At 52.6% G+C, this 19,653-nt stretch carries 12 protein-coding genes; 7 read left to right on the forward strand and 5 right to left on the reverse strand.

All coding sequences use genetic code 11. From position 1 onward, the window contains the following. Nucleotides 1-156: 156 nt before the first annotated feature. Genes A0W33_RS13700 through A0W33_RS13710 form a run of 3 tightly spaced genes read left to right on the forward strand, consistent with a single transcriptional unit; the run spans nucleotide 157 to nucleotide 5,308 of the window. Nucleotides 157-1,899: a complex I subunit 4 family protein gene (locus A0W33_RS13700; RefSeq protein ID WP_068838719.1), complete on the forward strand. Its 1,743-nt coding sequence runs from the start codon at nucleotides 157-159 to the stop codon at nucleotides 1,897-1,899. After that, complete coding sequence (locus A0W33_RS13705; RefSeq protein ID WP_068838720.1) at nucleotides 1,900-3,402, forward strand: NADH-quinone oxidoreductase subunit N; 1,503 nt, start codon at nucleotides 1,900-1,902, stop codon at nucleotides 3,400-3,402. It abuts the gene before it with no gap. A 10-nt stretch (nucleotides 3,403-3,412) separates the two neighbouring features. Continuing rightward, a complete protein-coding gene (locus A0W33_RS13710; RefSeq protein ID WP_068838721.1) occupies nucleotides 3,413-5,308 on the forward strand; it encodes an amidophosphoribosyltransferase in 1,896 nt (631 codons plus the stop codon). Nucleotides 5,309-5,729: 421 nt separating this feature from the next. Here the strand turns inward: A0W33_RS13710 and A0W33_RS13715 are convergent, their stop codons facing one another. Beyond that, nucleotides 5,730-6,860, reverse strand: coding sequence for a BamA/TamA family outer membrane protein (locus A0W33_RS13715; RefSeq protein WP_068838722.1), 1,131 nt, complete (start codon nucleotides 6,858-6,860; stop codon nucleotides 5,730-5,732). A gap of 219 nt (nucleotides 6,861-7,079) precedes the next feature. Here A0W33_RS13715 and A0W33_RS13720 point away from each other — a divergent pair, with 219 nt between their 5' ends. Together A0W33_RS13720 and A0W33_RS13725 are read left to right on the forward strand one after the other, a co-directional pair. Continuing rightward, nucleotides 7,080-10,103, forward strand: coding sequence for an amidohydrolase family protein (locus A0W33_RS13720; RefSeq protein ID WP_068838723.1), 3,024 nt, complete (start codon nucleotides 7,080-7,082; stop codon nucleotides 10,101-10,103). A gap of 98 nt (nucleotides 10,104-10,201) precedes the next feature. Continuing rightward, the gene (locus A0W33_RS13725; RefSeq protein WP_068838724.1) at nucleotides 10,202-11,542 is read left to right on the forward strand and encodes an amidohydrolase family protein; all 1,341 of its coding nucleotides are present in this window, start codon (nucleotides 10,202-10,204) and stop codon (nucleotides 11,540-11,542) included. 451 nt (nucleotides 11,543-11,993) lie between these two features. On the opposite strand, the gene A0W33_RS13730 is transcribed toward A0W33_RS13725, so the two are convergent. The 3 genes from A0W33_RS13730 to A0W33_RS13740 all read right to left on the reverse strand — a co-directional run bounded on the left by A0W33_RS13730 (nucleotide 11,994) and on the right by A0W33_RS13740 (nucleotide 16,774). Then, on the reverse strand, nucleotides 11,994-13,058 hold the full coding sequence (locus A0W33_RS13730; RefSeq protein ID WP_068838725.1) for an alkaline phosphatase D family protein: 1,065 nt from the start codon (nucleotides 13,056-13,058) through the stop codon (nucleotides 11,994-11,996). A 116-nt stretch (nucleotides 13,059-13,174) separates the two neighbouring features. Next, entirely contained in the window at nucleotides 13,175-14,974 is a 1,800-nt protein-coding gene (locus A0W33_RS13735) for a M61 family metallopeptidase (RefSeq protein WP_068838726.1), read from the reverse strand. A 171-nt stretch (nucleotides 14,975-15,145) separates the two neighbouring features. After that, complete coding sequence (locus A0W33_RS13740) at nucleotides 15,146-16,774, reverse strand: catalase (protein WP_068838727.1); 1,629 nt, start codon at nucleotides 16,772-16,774, stop codon at nucleotides 15,146-15,148. 495 nt (nucleotides 16,775-17,269) lie between these two features. On the opposite strand from A0W33_RS13740, the gene A0W33_RS13745 reads away from it, so the two are divergent. Further along, the gene (locus A0W33_RS13745; protein ID WP_068838728.1) at nucleotides 17,270-18,220 is read left to right on the forward strand and encodes a hypothetical protein; all 951 of its coding nucleotides are present in this window, start codon (nucleotides 17,270-17,272) and stop codon (nucleotides 18,218-18,220) included. Nucleotides 18,221-18,358: 138 nt separating this feature from the next. After that, nucleotides 18,359-18,871, forward strand: a complete 513-nt coding sequence (locus tag A0W33_RS13750) for an META domain-containing protein (protein ID WP_068838729.1) — start codon at nucleotides 18,359-18,361, stop codon at nucleotides 18,869-18,871. A 127-nt stretch (nucleotides 18,872-18,998) separates the two neighbouring features. On the opposite strand, the gene A0W33_RS13755 is transcribed toward A0W33_RS13750, so the two are convergent. After that, nucleotides 18,999-19,406 carry a hypothetical protein gene (locus tag A0W33_RS13755; protein ID WP_068838730.1) on the reverse strand — a complete coding sequence of 136 codons (408 nt, stop codon included), beginning with the start codon at nucleotides 19,404-19,406 and terminating at the stop codon, nucleotides 18,999-19,001. Nucleotides 19,407-19,653: the final 247 nt, after the last annotated feature.

The raw sequence follows: 19,653 nt of genomic DNA on the forward strand, positions 1-19,653 counted from the left end.
AGGATGTGAGGATGGGCAAGATTTGGAAATTTGAAGATGTGAGAATTTTCAAATTCGAGACGTTTTCATCGGGGCGAATTCAAAACCATAAAGAAGTAGTCATCAAAAGAAAAAGTCTTGTGTCTTGCTACCTGATACTTGTGTCTAAATAAAGAAATGAATTTTATACTTAGCAGCCTTATTTTTACACCCTTGTTGGCGGCACTTTTCGTGCTGCTGCTGCCTGCGCGTCTCCACAAGCTAATAAAAGCGGTGGCGTTGCTGGGGGCGCTGGTGCAAATGGGGCTGGCCATACTTGTATACTTCTGGTTTGATGGCGCCGCCGCCGCCAACGGGCAGCAGGGCTACCAGTTTGTGGAGAAGGTGAACTGGATTGGCTTCACGTTGGGCAGCCTGGGCCGTTTCCAGATCGACTATTTCGTAGGGGTAGACGGCATCAGCATCAGCATGGTGCTGCTCACCGGCATTATCGGCGTAATCGGCCTCATCTCCTCCTGGACCATCACCCAAAACATAAAGGGCTATTTCCTGCTCCTGCTCCTGTTGCTCACGAGCGTAATGGGCTGTTTCCTGGCCCTTGACTTCTTCCTGTTCTACCTGTTCTTCGAGTTCATGCTGCTGCCGATGTACTTTTTGATCGGTATCTGGGGCGGCCCGAAACGTGAATACGCGGCCATCAAGTTCTTTATCTACACGCTGGTTGGCTCGCTGTTCATTTTGCTGGTGATGATTGGGCTTTATACTTCTGTGATCGATCCTGCCGCCACGGCCGTGCAGATGGGACTCCTGGAGCGAGGCACCGTGCCCGGCACAGAGGTGCTGGCGCAGGTACAGCAGATGCTGCAACGCAACCAGGTGAGCAATTATAACCTGGTGCGCACCTTCAGTATTCCGGCCATGATGGAGCCGGCCAACTTCATTCCAGATAGCCTGCTCCATGTGTTGTCTGATTCAAGGCTTTGGGATTTGCCGCTGCGCTTTATCGCGTTTCTGCTGCTGTTTGCCGGTTTTGCCATCAAGGTGCCGTCGGTGCCGGTGCATACGTGGCTGCCCGATGCGCACGTAGAGGCGCCTACGCCTATTTCGGTGCTGCTGGCGGCCATACTGCTGAAAGTAGGAGGGTACGGTCTGATCCGCATCGTGTACCCGATCTTCCCGGATGCCGGTGCCTACTTTGCCATACTTGTCGGAGGGCTGGGCGTGCTCTCTATCATTTATGGGGCAATGAACGCGCTGGCCATGAACGACTTGAAAAAGCTGATCGCCTACTCCTCGGTATCGCATATGGGCTTTGTGCTGCTGGGGCTGGCTTCGCTTACGATTGAGGGCGTGAATGGCGCCATTTACATGATGTTCAGCCACGGCATTATCTCTGCCATGCTGTTCCTGGTGGTCGGTATTATCTACGACCGCGCCCACGACCGCATGATCCAAAACTTCAGGGGACTTGCCAACGTGATGCCTGCTTATACCGCCTTTGTGGTGATTGCTTTCTTTGCCTCGCTGGGCTTGCCTGGCTTCTCCGGCTTTATTGCGGAGCTGCTGGTGCTGGTAGGTGGCTTTGGTGCGCCGGAGGCAACGGGTTTGCTGCCGCGCTGGCTTACCGTGGTGGCTGTGTTTGGTTTGCTGCTCTCGGCTGCTTACTACCTGTGGGCACTGCAGCGCATGTTCTTCGGCAAGTATTGGATTTTCCCGGAGCTGCGCGCTAACGCCATCATCACTGACCTGACAAAGAGAGAATACCTGATGCTGGTGCCGCTGGCGGTGCTGGCGCTGCTTTTCGGCATCTTCCCGCACCTGCTCCTCGACAAAATAGGCCTTACGGTCACAGGTTTTACCGAACTGGTGCTACAACGCGGTCAGGAGCAGTTGGGATTAATTTTATCAACGCTTAAGTAAGTGAACGAGCAGGCAGTAAACTTATCGCAGACGCTGGACGCCATCATGGGCGGGGCAGGCATGCTGCTGCCCGAGTTTCTGCTGGCGTTCTTCTTCCTGCTGCTCGTTACTCTCGACCTTTTCAAGTCTCCTGCGCTAAAAAGGCTGCTGCCCTGGCTGGCACTTACCGGCTTGTTTTCGGTGCTGGTGCTGCAAGTTCTCGGCGGTTATACTTCCGGTAACGGTTATTTTCTGAACCTGCTGGTAAAAGACGGCCTTGCTAGGTACGGTGGCATGCTATTCAGTGCGGCAGGTATTTTTACGGTTTTGATGTCGCTGCAACACAAGCGGCTTGAGAAGCTGCAGGAGGGCAGGGGCGAGTTTTACGCGCTGGTGCTTATACTTGTGCTTGGCCTCAATCTTATGGCTAAGTCGGTGAACCTGCTCATGGTGTTCCTGGCCATCGAAACCGTTTCCATTGCCTCCTACATCCTCACCCTCACCTTTAAGGAAGAGAAACGCGCCATGGAGGCAGGTCTGAAGTACATCCTGTACGGGGCATTGTCGGCGGGTGTGATGCTATACGGCATGTCTTTTTTCTACGGCTTTACGGGTACGCTCGATTATACGTCGCAGGCCTTTGCCTTTAGTTTGCTGTCGGCTGATGGCATGCTGGTAACAGTGGCGGCCATACTTGTACTGGCTGGCTTCTTCTTTAAGATATCGGCGGTGCCCTTTCATTTCTGGGCCCCGGATGTATACCAGGGAGCATCGCTGCCAGTGGTGGCGCTGTTCTCTACCGGCCCAAAGATGGCAGGTGTTTTAGTTCTCTACCGCTTTGTGACAAATTTTACAGATGCGGTGGCTTTTGCCGATGTGCAGTTGTTGCTGGGTATCGCCGCCGCTGCCACGCTGCTGGTGGGGAACCTGACGGCGCTGTGGCAGCGAACGCCGCGCCGGCTGCTGGCCTACTCCTCGGTGTCGCATGCGGGATTCCTGCTGCTGGCGCTGCTGGCTTTTGGCACCGACTATACTTCCAGTATCCTGTTTTACCTCACGGTGCTGCTGTTCATGAACTTCGGTATTTTCCTGGTGCTGCAGGTGGCCGAGGAGCAGTATGGCGTGCAAACGCTGGAAGGCTTTGCTGGCTTGGGCAGGATACAGCCCTACCTGGGGGTAATGGCAGTTTTATACTTGCTCTCGCTAACGGGCCTGCCGCCACTGGCCGGTTTTATGGGCAAACTGCTGGTGTTTAGCAACGTGTGGGAGGCCTATAGTATGAGCGGAAGTCTGCTGCTGCTGGCGCTGTTGGTGCTCGGAATCCTGCTGACGGGGGTGGCCCTGTTCTATTATATCAAGATACCGTTCTACCTTTTCTTCAAAGGGAATCAATCTCACGGAAATTTAGTTATTTCGCTATCAGATAAACTGCTGCTGGCACTGTTTGCCCTGCCGCTGCTGGTCTTGTTCTTTAAACCCGACCTGCTGCTGAACTGGATAGAAAGACTGCTGACTCAGACATAAAAACGCACTCATGAGCGACGCAATAAAACACGAATGCGGAATTGCCTTAATCAGGCTCCGAAAACCGATCGGCTACTATACTGAAAAGTATGGCACGCCCATGTACGGCATCAATAAGCTGTACCTGCTGATGCAGAAGCAGCACAACCGCGGCCAGGACGGTGCGGGTGTTGCCAGCATCAAGATCAACACACTGCCTGGCATCGACTACATCAGCCGCTTCCGCTCGGTGAAAACCCGTGCCATCGACAACATCTTCGGCAAGATCGGGAAAGAGTACAAAGACCTGGTGGAGCAGCAGCCGGACCGCGCCGATGACATGGAGTGGCTGTGGGAAAACATGCCTTTCCTGGGCGATGTATACCTGGGCCACCTGCGCTACGGCACGCACGGCATCAACAGCGTGGACAACTGCCACCCGATGGTGCGCGAGAACAACTGGCGCAGCCGAAGCCTGGCCGTTGCCGGTAACTTTAACATGACCAACGTGGATGAGCAGTTCCAGAAGCTACTGGAACTGGGACAGCATCCGAAGCATAAATCAGACACGGTAACGGTGCTGGAGAAGATCGGCCACTTCCTGGACGAGGAGAACCAGATGCTGTTCGACGAGTTTAAGAAGGGCGATTACACCAACAAGGAGATTACTAGCCTGATTGAGCAGAACCTGAACCTGCGCCGTGTGCTGAAGCGCGCAGGCAAGGACTTTGACGGGGGCTATGCCATGGCGGGCCTCACCGGTTACGGCGCAGCTTTCCTGATGCGCGATCCGAACGGCATCCGCCCGGCCTATTATTACATTGATGATGAGGTGGTGGTGATGGCCTCTGAGAAGCCAGCCATTAAAACAGCCTTCGGCATCGATTACAGCGAGATTAAAGAAGTGACGCCGGGCCACGCCCTGATCGTGGACAAGGCGGGCAACCCTGAGCTGGTGGAGGTAACCGAGCCGCGCGAGAAATTATCGTGCAGCTTTGAGCGCATCTACTTCTCCCGTGGCAACGACCCGGAAATTTATAACGAGCGCAAGAACATGGGTAAGCTGCTTTGCCCCCAGATTCTGGACGCTATCAATTACGACCTCAAAAACACCGTTTTCTCCTACATCCCCAACACGGCCGAAACCTCCTGGCTGGGCATGATGAAGGGCATCGAAAACCACCTGCGCGAGTACCGCAAAAAGGAAATCCTGAACAAGGACCTGACTGAGGAGCAGCTCGACGAGATTCTGCAGTTTAAGCCACGCGCCGAGAAGCTGGTGATAAAGGATGCTAAGCTGCGCACCTTTATCACTGATAACGACAGCCGCGATGACCTGGTAACGCACGTGTACGACACGACTTATGAGGTAGTGAAGAAAGGGGTGGATACGCTGGTAGTACTGGACGATTCGATTGTACGCGGCACCACATTGGAGAAAAGTATCATTAAGATGCTGGACAAGTTGGAGCCGAAGAAGATCATTATCGTGTCGTGCGCCCCGCAGATCCGCTACCCTGATTGTTACGGCATCGACATGTCGCGCATGAAGGAGTTTGTGGCATTCAGAGCACTGCTCGGTTTGCTCGAAGACAGGGGCCAGCTGTATAAGATGGAGGAGACCTATGACAAGTGCCTTGCTGCTGTGGGAACACCCGCTTTCAGGGAGACTAACTTTGTGCAGGAGCTTTACGGCTTGTTCACCCATTACGAACTGTCTGACAAGGTAGCCGAAATCGTGAAGGCGCCGGACGTGAAAGCAGAGGTACAGGTGATCTACCAGACGATCGAGGACCTGCACCAAGCCTGCCCGAACCACAAAGGCGACTGGTATTTTACGGGCAACTACCCAACCCCAGGCGGTACAGGTGTGGTAAACCGTGCTTTCATGAATTTCATGGAAAACAAATTAGTGCGCGCTTATTAATAAGACATAAGTATCAAGACACAGGACACAAGACTTTGTCTTGTGTGTGAAGTATAAAAGATCCCCGGCAGTTATGTCGGGGATTTTCTTTTGTGCCAGTTGCGCAAGTATAGGTTAGTTCCAGGTTTTGCCGACAAAGGCTTCTCGTCGATCTTGGCATATTTTGGCGCAAGCGTCCCCTGGTGCCGAAGTACACAAAAAATGCATCTGTCATTTCGAGCAGGGCCAGAAATCTATCTGGAATTCTGTATAGATCTCTCGTTGCACTCGGGAAGACAGAAGTGGGGGTATGAGCGATTAGGGGCAAGCAGAATAATGCTGTACAACTCAAAGAGAGATCTCTACAGGATTTCCATAGAAATCTCTCCTGTCGTCGAGATGACAACAGCATTGTAACAGTAACTGCAATGCTCACTTTCTCTTAAAAAGCCTCCCCGATTACCACATAAAAGTTACTGCCTTCGCGGCCGTAGCCCACATCCACGCGTATGTTCAGCTTTTGCTCTTTGTTGAGCGCGTAACGCAGGCCGGAGCCGATGGAGTATTTCAGGCTGGAGAAGCTAAGATCGGATGTCTGGTTGAAGACGTCGCCGATGCCAGCGAATGTAGCTAGGCCCAAGCGGCGGTACAGCGGGAAACGGTACTCTAGTTGGGTGCCGGCGAAATTATCGTCCAGGAAGCGGTTGCGGGCATAGCCACGCAGAATTCTGTCGCCACCCGCCGTAGCCAGGCGCATCACGGGTACCTCGCCGCTGTTCAGATTCACCACGGCATTAAATGCTAGAACTCTTTCCGGCCGCAGCGCTTTATACTTGCTGAAACTTAAGTTGATGTTCTGGTAACCGAAGTCGCCGCCGAAAGGAGAGCCGTAGCGGTAAGCCGAGGCTTCGAACATAATGCCGCTGCTGGCAAAAGCAGTGTTGTCGCGGGTGTCAATCAGAAACACCAAACCTGCGCCGCTGTTCAAGCCGCCCTTGTAGCCGGGTATGCGTTGCGATGAAAGTATACTTTCCCTGTTTTCGCTGATGGAGTCCTGGCTGACGCTGTAGTAATTGGTCAGTTGGTAGTCGAGGCCCAGGAACATCTGGTGCCCCAGGTTGCGGAGTGCGGCAAAACGCAGGCCCACCAGCGAGTAGCCATACTTGCCCTCATCCTCCAGCACCGTCTCGTTGCCAATGCCATAAAAGCGGTCGGTGTAGATGCGGTGGCGCAGTTCGCCGCGCAGCAGAAACTTCTCTTCACGCGTGAAGCCGTTCCACTCCAGCTGCTGGTCCATTTGCTTGTTTAAAGTATAGTCGGCCAGCAGGCGGGCGGTGGAGAGGCGGGTATAGGTGGAGTCGGTGCGGCTTTTCAGGCGGATGTACCCGATAACGGCGGCCCCCAAACCCAGGCGCGTGTCCGGGGTGTAATAAACTACCGGTATCGGGATCAGGCCTTTTATACTTGTCGCACCACCTGGGGCAACGGTGGAGTCAGGGGCTGTTTGGGCGTGGGTGTCTGAGCAGAAACCCCAGCAGCTGAGCAGCAGCAGGAAATAGAGATGCTTCTTCATAAGTATACTGCCGGTAACGTAAGTGAATCATTTGTAATCAGCTGCTGTTCAGTGCCTAAATCAGTCGGTCTGTTTTGCTGTAGCTAAATATACTATCTTCTGAACACAGAAACTATAGCCGTGAGCAACACAGAGAAAATATAGTACATCATTAGAAACTAAGGCATTGGATGCCTATATTTGATATTACTATCTAACACATCACCTTACCAATTCAGAATGAAGAAAATCTTAACCATTGCAGCCTGTCTTGCCTTTAGTGCAGGCGGTGTAATGGCGCAGGAGACATTTCCGCGCAACGGAGTGTATGATGAGCGCTCCGGACTTGTGGCCTTCACCAATGCCACTGTCCATACTGATTATAAGACAACCATTCCCAACGCAACGCTTATTATTCGCAATGGCAAAGTAGAGGCTGTCGGCACCAACCTGAAAGTGCCTGCCGGCGCAGTGGTGATGGATGCAGCGGGAAAGCACATTTACCCGGGTCTGGTGGACATGTACACAACGTACGGCCTGCCAGAGGTAAAGCCGGAGCGCAGAAACAGGCGCGCGGCCCCGCAACTGGAGTCGGAGAAAGAGGGAGCCTTTAACTGGAACCAGGCCATCCGCCCGGAGACGCATGCGGTGGAGCTTTTTAAAGTGAATAGCAAACAGGCAGAAGAACTGCGCAAGCAGGGCTTCGGCACAGTGCTGGCCGTGCACCGCGATGGCATTGCCCGCGGAACCGCCACACTCGTAACACTGGCTGACAAGCGCGAGAACGAAGTGGTGCTGAAGGACAAGGCGGCAGGCGCACTGTCATTCGACAAAGGCACCTCTAACCAGGATTACCCAAGCTCACTGATGGGCTCTATTGCGCTGCTGCGCCAGACTTACCTGGATGCACAGTGGAACGCACAAAACCCGGGCAAGGAGCAGAACATATCGCTGACAGCCTTTACACAGGCCAATAGTTATCCGCAGATTTTTGAGGCAGAGAATAAGCTGGATGCCATTCGTGCCGATAAAGTAGGGGATGAGTTCAACAAGCAGTACATCATTAAAGGTGCCGGCGACGAGTACCAGATGCTGCCACAGATCAAATCCACCAACGCACCCGTTATCTTATCGCTTGATTTCCCAAGCGCCTATAACGTAGAGGATCCGTTTGATGCACGCCGTGTATCGCTGGAGGACATGAAGCACTGGGAAATGGCTCCCTCTAATGCAGCCTTGCTGCAGAAAGCTGGCGTAACCATTGCGTTCACAGCCCATGACCTTAAGGACAAGAAAGACTTTTTGCCGAACCTGCGCAAAGCCGTACAGCATGGCCTGAGCGAGGAAGAGGCACTGAAGGCCGTAACTGCCACACCGGCAAAGCTGCTGAACGCGGAGAACCTGGTGGGCAGCCTGAACAAAGGCATGCTGGCCAACTTTATCATCACTACCGAAACGCTTTTCTCCGAAGACAACACCATTCTGGAGAACTGGGTGCAGGGCGAGCAGTATAAAATTGCCGGCGTGCCTGCCGATTACCGCGGCATGTATACTCTGAAAGTAGCCGGACAGCCAGACCGCAGGTTGCTAGTAGCGGGCACGGCCGAGAAGCCTGATCTGAAAGTGATCGCGCAGGACACCGTGAAAGGCAACATCAGCTTTAAGGGTAATCTGGTGACGATCTCTTTTGCAGAGAAAAAAGACAGCAAGGAAAGCATTCGGCTGAGTGGCTGGGTGGCCGATAAAAACCTGCAGGGCGAGGGCCAGCTGCCAAACGCTTCTACTGTAAAATGGTCTGCCGCTTTCTCTGAAGCCATGACAGCACAGGAGAAAAAAGACCGCGCCAAGAAAGAAACGGATACATCGGTAGGCAACATGATTTACCCCTTCCGCGCCTATGGCCAAGCCACATTGCCGCAGCAGGAAACGGTTCTGATCAAGAACGCCACTGTCTGGACAAACGAAAAAGAAGGCAAACTGGAAAATGCAGACGTACTGCTGAAGAACGGTAAGATTGCTAAAGTAGGCAAGAACCTTAGTGCCTCTGGTGCCAAAGTAATTGATGGAACAGGCAAGCACGTAACGCCGGGAATTATCGACGAGCACTCACACATAGCACTGGACGCTGTGAACGAAGGCGCACAGGCGGTAACATCAGAGGTGCGCATGGCCGATGTGCTGAACCCGGAGGACATCAACATCTACCGCCAACTGGCTGGTGGGGTAACCACTTCGCAGTTGCTGCACGGTTCTGCCAACCCGATCGGTGGCCAGTCGGCTATCATCAAACTGCGTTGGGGCAAAAGTGCCGAAGAGATGCTGGTAGAGAATGCCGATGGCTATATTAAGTTCGCGCTGGGCGAAAACGTGAAGCAGTCGAACTGGGGCAGCACGCAAACAGTGCGTTTCCCGCAGTCGAGAATGGGAGTGGAGCAGGTGTTCGTGGATGCCTTTACCCGTGCCAAAGAGTATGAGCAGACCTGGAAGAACTACAGTAAACTAAGCAAGCGTGAGAAGTCCAAAACTGCTGCCCCACGCCGTGACCTGGAGTTGGAGGCACTGGTAGAGATCCTGAACGACAAGCGCTTTATCACTTGCCACTCCTATGTGCAGTCAGAAATTAACATGCTGATGAACGTGGCCGATGAAATGGGCTTTAAGGTGAACACCTTCACACACATCCTGGAAGGCTATAAGGTAGCTGACAAGATGAAGGAGCACGGCGTAGGCGGTTCTACCTTCGCCGACTGGTGGGCTTACAAGATGGAGGTGAAAGACGCGATTCCGCAGAACGCTGGCATCATGAACCAGATGGGCATCGTAACGGCCATTAACTCGGATGACGCAGAGATGGCACGCCGCCTGAACCAGGAAGCTGCCAAGAGTGTGAAGTATACCGGCATGAGCGAAGAGGACGCCCTGAAAATGGTGACGCTGAACCCAGCTAAGCTCCTGCACCTCGACAAGAGAACCGGCAGCCTGAAAGAAGGCAAAGACGCTGACGTGGTACTTTGGAACGACAACCCGCTTTCAATCTATGCCAAGCCGCTGAAGACATTTGTGGATGGTGTGGCTTATTACGATCTGGAGCGTGACGAGCAGATGCGCCAAGACCTGGAGCAGGAGCGCATGCGCCTGGTGCAGAAAATGCTGAACGAGAAGTCAGGCGGTGCTAAAACGCAGGCTCCAAAAAGCAGCAAAGCACGGGTGGTACACTGCGAAGACGTGGAGCACAACGAGGAGGAGTCATACTTTGCGTATTAATTGTCAAATTGTTTAATGGCTAAATTGCTGTTCTTTAATTGTTGCCTTCCATACATGAATCAACAATTTAACAGTGCAGCAATGCAACAATCAACATAATGAAGATAACTATAAGATATATTTCTGCCTTTGTGGCACTGCTGCTTGCGGTGCCCGCCATGGCGCAGGTTCCTGCTCCGGCACCTAAGCAAAGCAAGCCCGTGTTGCTAAAAGGCGCTACACTGCATGTGGGCAACGGTCAGGTGGTAGAGAATGCCGCTGTTGGCTTTACTAACGGAAAAATTACGTATGCCGGTCCGCAAAATGGCGCCAACCTAAGTGGTTATGAGGTAGTGGATGTAACAGGCCAGCACATTTACCCGGGGCTGATACAGCCTAACTCCGCCCTGGGTTTGAACGAGGTGGAAAGCGTTCGCGCCACGATTGACTGGCGTGAGGTAGGAGAGATGAACCCGCACGTGCGCTCTGTCATCGCCTACAACACCGACTCCGACATCATCCCGACGGTGCGTGCCAATGGCGTGCTGATGACGCAGGTAACGCCGGTTGGCGGCACCATTTCCGGCTCTTCGTCTGTGGTGCAGCTGGATGCCTGGAACTGGGAAGACGCCATTGTGAAGGCGGATGAGGGCATTCACCTGAACTGGCCAAGCATGCTGATCGAGACCGGCAACAGCCGTACCGATGAGCGCCTGAAGCGCATGACTGAGGAGCGTGAGAAAACGATGCTGGAAATGGAGAAGCTTTTCCGCGATGCCGTAGTTTACAAGGCCGGCAAGCACAACAGCGAGAACCTTAAATTAGCTTCTATGACAGGCTTGTTCGATGGCTCCAGAAAACTGTACCTCCACGCCAACTATGGCAAAGAAATGATTGAAGGCATCAACTTTGCTAAAAAGCACGGCGTGAAGGATATTGTAGTGGTAGGAGCACGCGATGCCGTAGCGGTAGCGGACTTCCTGAAGGCAAACAAGGTGTCGGTGATCTATTCCGGCGTACACGCCCTGCCGTCCCGTGCCGAGGAGGATGTGGATATGCCGTACAAAACACCATACCTACTGCACAAGGCGGGTATCCCGTTCGCGCTGGATTACGATCTGGCGATACACGGTATCCGCAACCTGCCGTTCATTGCCGGAACTGCCGCTGCCTACGGCCTCGACAAGGAGCAGGCCTTAGCAGCTGTAACCCTGAACACGGCCAAGATTCTGGGTGTGGACAAACAGGTAGGTTCCATAGAGGTAGGCAAAGATGCCACGTTGGTTGTGTCTGCCGGCGATTTGCTGGACATGCGCACCAACAACGTAACGCACGCCTACATTCAGGGCCGTAATGTGGACCTGAACGACAAGCAGAAGATCCTGTACAAGAAGTTTGAGGACAAGTATAAAGCCCAGCAGCAAGCGCCAACCAGCGCGACCTCATCTGCCGGTAACTAATTTATAATTTAATGAAATGCAAAAAGGGGAGCTGCCATACTTGGCAGCTCCCCTTTTTTGTTGGTGCATCTTTTGTCTGAATCAGGATTTACGGGATAGGTTTGATTTACAGGATGTACTTTTATTTCTGGCGCAAGCGTCCGCTGGTGCCATGCGTTAGCAAAAACGTTCTTAGACGCATACTGCAATTTATACTTGTCCGGCACGTGTTAAGCTTTCAAACACCAGCACCCACTATTGAGTACCTCCACCATTGTCATCTCGACGTAAGGAGAGATCTTATACAAATTTCAGATAGATTTCTCGCCTTGCTCGAAATGACAATAGGAAAAACTCGATTTAAGTTTGCTTGATTAGGTCCTTCTGGCACAATCGAACACTTGCGCCGGAAGGCCTATCGCCCGGATAGGCCGTGACCTGTCCGCGCGAGTAATTTATTGGTAGTTTATACTTAAAGGCTTGCGCTGGGAGAGGTGTACGGCTCAAACAGCAGCTTCTGCTCCAGCAGTACTTTGTTGCCCACACCACGGATCTGCATTGTAACCTGCGTGAGATTTTCGCCCCAGGCAATGTCGAATATGCCGAAATTCAGTGCACCAACCTGTTCACCTATGCGGTAGCGGTTGCCGCTCTTGCTGGGTTCGCGGTGGTGCGTCATGCCGCTGGAGGTGATCTCGTAGAGCGGTTGCTGGTATCCTTCCAGTTCTATCCTGGCCAGTTCGCCCACGTGCCTGTCGCCGGAAAGCAGGATTGGGTTGGCAGGATGTGTGGTTTGGATCAGGTTTAACAGGCGTTCCCGCGCATTCGGAAAGGCAGACCAACTGGAGTAGGCAAGGCCGTTTGGCAGTATTTGCATACCGCTGGCGATGATGTTGATTTGGGCATCGCTGTTCTCCAATTCTCTTTCCAGCCATTGCCACTGCGCCTCTCCCAGCACATCGCCGCCGTAGTTGGGCAGGTACAGGTCGAACAGCTTGTTAAACTCGTCGCGGTGGTAACGCACGTCTAGCAGGAAGATTTTTACTTTTCTGTTACCCTCGCCAATAGTATAGGTACGGTAAACACCTTCCTGCTCCCGCACCGGGGCATCGGCCGGCACGCCCATAAAATCCAGGAACTTCTGCTGGCTCTGGGCCTTCTTCTCAAACTCTTTGCCTGCGTCGTTGTAGCCAAAGTCGTGGTCGTCCCAGGTGCCTGTAATAGGGGTAGACTGCAGCAGTTGCTGATAACCCGGCTGCCGTAGTTGCTGGTTATACTTGCTGGCGAGTGTGTCCATGGTATGCGTGTCTGCATAGATGTTGTCTCCCAGCCAAACCCACAGGTCGGGTTGGGCGGCTACGATACTTGGCCAAAGGGGCTGTGGCTCTGCCTGGCTATTACAGGAGCCAAACGCAATCCGTGTCCGGTCAGGGGCTGTATCATCTTCGCCAACCGATGTGGCTTTCAGGGGAATAACAGAGGCTAATAAGAGGACAAACAGCAGCAAGTGGCTGATAGAAAATACTTTCGTGCGCATACATTTATACACGCAGCAAGTAGACTAAGGTTCCTGAGGGGGCAAAAGAAAACCCTTGCACCAGTGGCACAAGGGTTAGCCCAAAGAAAATTATTAAACAAACAACAAACTCAACTTTACATGTTTTGCAACCAGGCCTGGCGAAGTGCCAGCTGCTGTGGCGTGGCCTGCTCGTTTACTATAAACTGGTGCTTTACCACGGCTTCCTGCTCCAGCATCTTCGCATGCAATTCAATATATTTACCGTCCCGCTCTACTGAGAAAGTATAGGAATCACCAGCGTTCAGAACGGCTAGCTTGCTTAGCTCCTGGTTCGCATTCTGCAGGCTGATGGCAACTCCGTTTAGTGCCACCAGTGCATCGTTTTCCTGCAACCCGAGCTGCTGCATACTCTCCTCCACCTTCACCAGGCGAAGCCTGCCGTCCGGCACAGCAAAAGTATAGCCCAAAGCTTTTGCCTTCTCACCCGTTTTAACTGATGGCAGGTAGTTGATGCCGAGTTTAGCATAATACTCTGCCAGCGGGAGCGGCTCTGCATTTTTTATATAGCGGTTGAAGAAGTCACCGATCTCTGGATAAGTCCTCGCCGTGAAAATGTCGAAGAATTCGTTCTCCGGGAATGCCTTGCTCGGGCCGTACTCCTTCGATAGCTCATTAATCACCTCGCGCAGACCGCGCTTGCCACCTGAAAGCTCCAGCAAACGGATATCCAGCAGCGTAGCCACCACGGCACCGCGCATGTAAATGTTGCCGTACTGGCTTTGCCCCGCTGGTGTGTAGGAGGTAAGCGCGAGTTTGAGCAGGCTGTAGTTCCTGTCCATCTGCTCATCCATGGCCAGCTTCTCACGTTGGTCGTTCAGGTAAGAGGCCAAATCCATCATGCCGCCGCGCAGCTGCATCATATCGGAGGCCCATTCGGTGGTGCCCTCATACAGCCACAGGTGCTGCGAAGGCGTTGGCTGCACAAAGTTAAAACGCTCGATCACCTCTGAATGAATGTTCAGTGGCGTGATGATGTGGAAGAACTCGTGCGCAGCAATGTCGGTGAGTTCTTTAGCATAAGCTGGCGTCAGGTCCTGCTCCTTCATTACATACTCAGAGCTGTAGGAATGCTCCCAGGCGCCCCACGACACATCCTCGAAATGATACAGGAAAGTATACCGGTCTACCGGAAAATCAACCACAAACTTGTGGGCGGCACCCAGCATGTCCGTCATGTTCTGCAGCAAATCCGCAGATTTTATCTTTCCCGTTTTAGAGTAAGTATAAATGTCAATCGTGGTGCCCTGATACACGGTTTCTGCCTTTGTCAGGGTGCCAAGCAATATCGGAGAGTCTACGATGTGGTCGTAGCTGTTGGCGGTGTAGTAGCCTTTGGCATCTTTGGTTAGGGCTGTGCCCACCAGCCACTCCTGCGGGTGTTCCAGCTTAATGCGCATCGGTTGCGCCTGCAGGCCCTGCACGTAACCAAATACACCCTGGCCGTTGATGAGTGCGTGGTCCTGCTCCAGCGAGGTGCCGCACATGCCATACACCTTTTTCTCGGTAACGGGTGTGTCCCAGGTTTCAGAAATCTGGTACGTGATCTTGCGCACCTTGTCCGGCTTGCTCAGTTCGAACTGGTTCACGCTTACCTGCTTTACCTCCAGTTCACGGCCTTTTTTATCAAATGCCTTGAATTCATGTACAAAGCGGCCGATGTCCATGGTCTGGTACGTGCCTGGGGCGGTAGCGGCAAACTGAAAGATGTTGTTGGCGGCTTTCAGGCCTTTTACATCCAGCGTTACCTTAAAGCGGTCGTCGGCGCGGTCGTTCAGGTTTACGTGGTAGGTCAGTTCAGGACCTTTGGCAGCCTCGGCGTTGGGAGTAAGTGCCAGGAGAGCCAACAGGCCGAGAGCAGCGGTAAGTTTTTTCATATACTTGGAAATGGCAATTTCGACTGCATAAAGCTAGAAAAGCAATCTGCCATCTTCTAATGAAATAGATAAACCTGGCTAACTTCTCGACCAACTCCGGAAACTGGTGCCAAAAGAAAGAGGCTGCCAATGCTGGCAGCCCCTTTAAAATGTAATTCACACGAAGTATACTTAGTATGGCCTGGCTGAGTGAGAGTCGGTCTGTGACTGCTTCAGGCCTTCTCTGCTCGATGTGTTACCCTGCGGTCCGTCGGTTCCCTGAGAGTGCTCCTTCATCTTCTTCATTTCCTCCTTCGCCATCTTGATTCCTTCTGCCACCCGGCGTCCGTAGTCTTCGTCGGCTTTGGTGAAGTTCTCAATCATTTGCTTCTGAATGCGCTCATCGGCACCAGCCAGCGTGTTTGAAAGGTTCATGATGAGCTCATCGCGCTCCCAATCCTCAAAGTTGCGATAGGTTTCACCGGCCTGCTTAAAGTCGTTGGCACGCTCTATCTTCTGGCGCACAAGGTTTGCCTCGTAACGCGGCGTGTAATCCTTGCCTGCTTTCGGGGCCTCCTCTATGCCGCCCAGGAAAGATGGTTCGTAATTCACGTGGATGTTCTGGCCTTCGGCGAAATCGGTTTTATACGACATCTGTCCGCCGCGCTGGTTTGTTGCCACCTTGTTCTTTGGCGCGTTAATCGGCAGCTGCAAGTAGTTGGCACCCACACGGTAACGCTGTGTATCAGAGTAGGAGAACGTACGACCCTGCAGCATTTTGTCGTCTGAGAACTCCAGTCCATCTACTAACACACCTGTTCCGAAAGCCGACAGCTCCACCTCGTTAAAATAATCAACCGGGTTTCTGTTCAGCGTCATCTTGCCTACCGGCAACCACGGGAATTGCTCTCTTGGCCAAAGCTTGGTATCGTCCAGCGGGTCAAAGTCCAGCTCAGGATGGTCATCGTCGCTCATGATCTGCACCAGCAGCTCCCACTCTGGAAAGTCTCCGCGCTCAATGGCTTCGTACAGATCCTGTGTGGCGTGGTTAAAGTTTTTGCCCTGAATCTCCTCTGCCTCTTTCTGGGTCAGGTTCCGAATGCCCTGCTTCACCGGCTCCCAGTGGTATTTCACAATAACGGCTTCCCCGTCTTTGTTCACCCACTTGTAGGTGTTCACACCGGAGCCCTGCATCTGGCGGTAATTTGCCGGAATGCCCCATGGCGAGAACAGGAAGGTGGCCATGTGTGTCGCCTCGGGCGTATTGGCGATGAAATCGAAAATACGCTCGCCGCTCTGGATGTTCGTTACCGGATCCGGCTTCTGAGAGTGGATCAAATCGGGGAACTTCATTGCATCGCGGATAAAGAAAATCTTCAGGTTATTGCCAACCAAATCCCAGTTACCGTCCTCCGTGTAGAACTTCACGGCAAAGCCGCGCGGGTCGCGCAGCGTTTCCGGAGAACCGGATGGATGGCCCACTGTGGAGAAGCGCACAAACACAGGTGTTTCCTTGCCTTCTTCCTGGAACAGCTTAGCGCGCGTATACTTGGCAACAGGCTCATCGCCTACTTTGCCGTAAGCAACAAACACACCATGCGCACCGGCGCCACGGGCATGCACTACGCGCTCCGGAACACGCTCCCGGTCGAAGTGCGATATTTTTTCAATAAAGTGATAATTCTCCAGTGTAGCAGGTCCGCGGTTACCGATCGTGCGGATGTTCTGATTGTCCGTTACGGGGTGTCCCTGCCTGGTAGTAAGATGTTTTGCACCTTGCTGGCTGCCATTCTGGTGCTTGCCGTTGCCGTTTGACTCCATAATTTAACTGTATGAGGTTTTGAATGATTGACTGGTGATAAACTTACTCAATAATATCTGTAAATGTTAATAGATAGTATTGATGATGCATAGGGGTTTCCTATTACCATCCGAGGTGCTGGTGGCGTTCAGTATCTATGTCCGCATGTAAGTAGGGCCAGCAAGGACATACTTTAAAGGGTTGCCTTCAGTGAGCTAACCCTTACAGCGGTGATACCTTACTTATACTTTACATGGTGTGGCAAAGTTGTATTTGATGTGCACGGTTTGCTTTATTCAGAGGTGGTGGCTTACAGTATATTACACCAGTGTGCCCCAGTGCAGTTGGTGCTGTGGGGCAACCTCCGGTAACGCGTGTAAGTCGCAGCTTTCCATGCTTTAAAATTCAAGCATACACCGGGTTGAAAAGTAGGGAAGAAAACGTAAGTGGCTGGTGTGCGTTTAAAGGGGTAATAACAGTAGTACAAAAACGAATAAAATAAACGAACCGAAACTATGGAAAGAGACAATAGAAATTACCACCGCGAGTTTGAGCGAAAGCTCCATAACGATAACGACCGCTTCACCGACCGCGGCCGATACGGGAACAGCAACCAGTACGGCAACCGCAACTCCTACGGGTCGCGCGATAACGACCGCAGGCAGGACAGTGACAGAAGCTTTGAGAACTACAGAGACCGCTACGATAACCAGCGCGGTAACTACTATGGTTTGAAAGATGAGAACTATGAGTACCGCAACGTGCGCAGCACCGGCTCCAATGCCTATGGCAGCGGCCCGGTGGGAGGCTATGGAGCCAGCAGCTACCGTGGTGCAACCAACAGCAACAACCAGGATGACGATTACCATTACGGTGACCGCAACCCTTACATGAACAACAGGCGCAACACGAACGATAACAGTGGCAGCATCTGGGACTCACACGACCGCTATGGTACCACCGGTGGCAACCAAACAACAAACTACAGCGCCGGACGCAGCAACAGCGACTATTCGCGGCAGGATAACAGCTACCAGTATGGCGGGCAAGGGCGCCGCTACGAAGATTTTAACCGCGACGAAAACAAGAAGATGACTAAGGAAAGCGGTTATAACATGCTGGGCATTGATGCCTACAAAGACCGTGGAGAGCACCGCCGAAGCGCCTCTGACAACAATTACCGACGCAGCAGCGACAGCAACAGGTTCTACGAGGGCCACTACAACAACGATGAACGCACCAACCGTGGCACTACCCGCAACTCGGGCAGCAGCGACGACAATTACGCAACCGGCCTTTATGCCAGCAACCGCGCCTACAACAGCGACCAAAGAAATAACGACAGCGACGACTACGATTTCAGCGAGCGAAGCAGTCGCTACCGCAAGCCGGGAGAGCGCTCAGGCCCGAACTACGGCGCCAGCTCAGGAGCCTCCGACTACGGCCACGACGGCACACGCGGTTAACAGCCGATGAAGTATAAACAAAGCCCGCGGCACTGCTGCGGGCTTTTATTTTGAGCCATACTTTCACGCTCCGGCTGCGTACGTAAAAAAGATTAGCCTCTTTGCTGAGTGCCAGAATATAGATGAACCCAAGCAACTATGAAAAAACTGATAAACATACTACCGGTGGCCCTGCTGCTTTTAGCCTTTTCGGCCGGCTGCACCGTGAAACAGAAAGACATCTCCGCAGAGGTGAGCACCATCAAAGATGCCTACTGGAGTTTGTATGCCCTGGAAGGGCAAGACATTCAGCGGCCGCAAAACACCATGACGGCCTATATCCGTTTCCAGGAAAACGACGATGACATCGTCGGCTTTACGGGCTGTAACAAACTGTTCGGTAAATATGAGATGGGAGAGGAGAGCCTGAGGCTCACAAAGCTAAACACTACCCGCATGGCCTGCCCGATCCTGGAGCAGGAAAACAAGCTGCTGGACATCCTGGGCCGCGTGGATTCTTACCGCATCTCTGACAATATCCTAACCATGTATGCAGGCGGCAAAGCCGTGGCCACTTTTATGTCCGGCACCGAACAGAGCATAGACAACGATGTGTCGGAGGAGATAGAGGAACGGGTGGATATAGAGGTGGACAGCGTTGGAATCTACTAACAGTTCCGCTGCACCAGGAGAAGAGTTACAAGTATAAATTAAAAGTTAAAAGGCTGTACCACCTACCAATTCAGGAGGTGGTACAGCCTTTTAACAGTATAGGTGGATGCGGGTGCTGCAGGTACGCCTAAGCCTGTGTCTTCAGCAGCAGGTCGTTGAATTTCTCCAGCAGGTTGATATACTTGCGCTGCAGGTTTACCAGCTCCTGTTCGCATTCGCGCAGGTTGTTGGGCTTGTATGCCTCCTGTGGCTCCCCGTCAAAGGAAAGTTGCAGGCTGGTGCTAAGTTGCGGCTGTGGCTTTGGAGCTTCTTTTTTCGCCGTTTTACTCAGATGCGGGAAATCCTGTGCAAAGTCATGATGAATCACTTCCCCCAACTTCAGGATAAAGCTGAACGGAATGCTGGACTCCTTGAACTTGTTGTAAAGCGTTTTGCGGCTGATGCTCATTTTCTCGGCCACTACGCCTATGGCCACGCCACTCGCCTTAATGGCCTCGCGTATTACTTCGCCCCTGTGTGTGTTAGTTTTCATCATTGTCTGCAGCACGTTACCTGTTTGTGTAAGTATAAGTTTCTATACAAAAATAGGTAATCGGCATGTACGAAATGTGAATGTGGACAAATTTTACACGGCAAGCAGGGGTGGTCTGAAGGTTCTGGGAGTATGCTTCTGGTTATCAGGTTGTAACAGCTGAACTGCAGCACTGGCAAGTATACGTTATCTACATTTAGAGACGTTATCCACAGCCCGTTTTACTGTTTGCGTAAAGAGTAAGTATAAA

The sequence above is a fragment of the Pontibacter akesuensis genome (assembly GCF_001611675.1).
GTDB classification, from domain to species: domain Bacteria; phylum Bacteroidota; class Bacteroidia; order Cytophagales; family Hymenobacteraceae; genus Pontibacter; species Pontibacter akesuensis.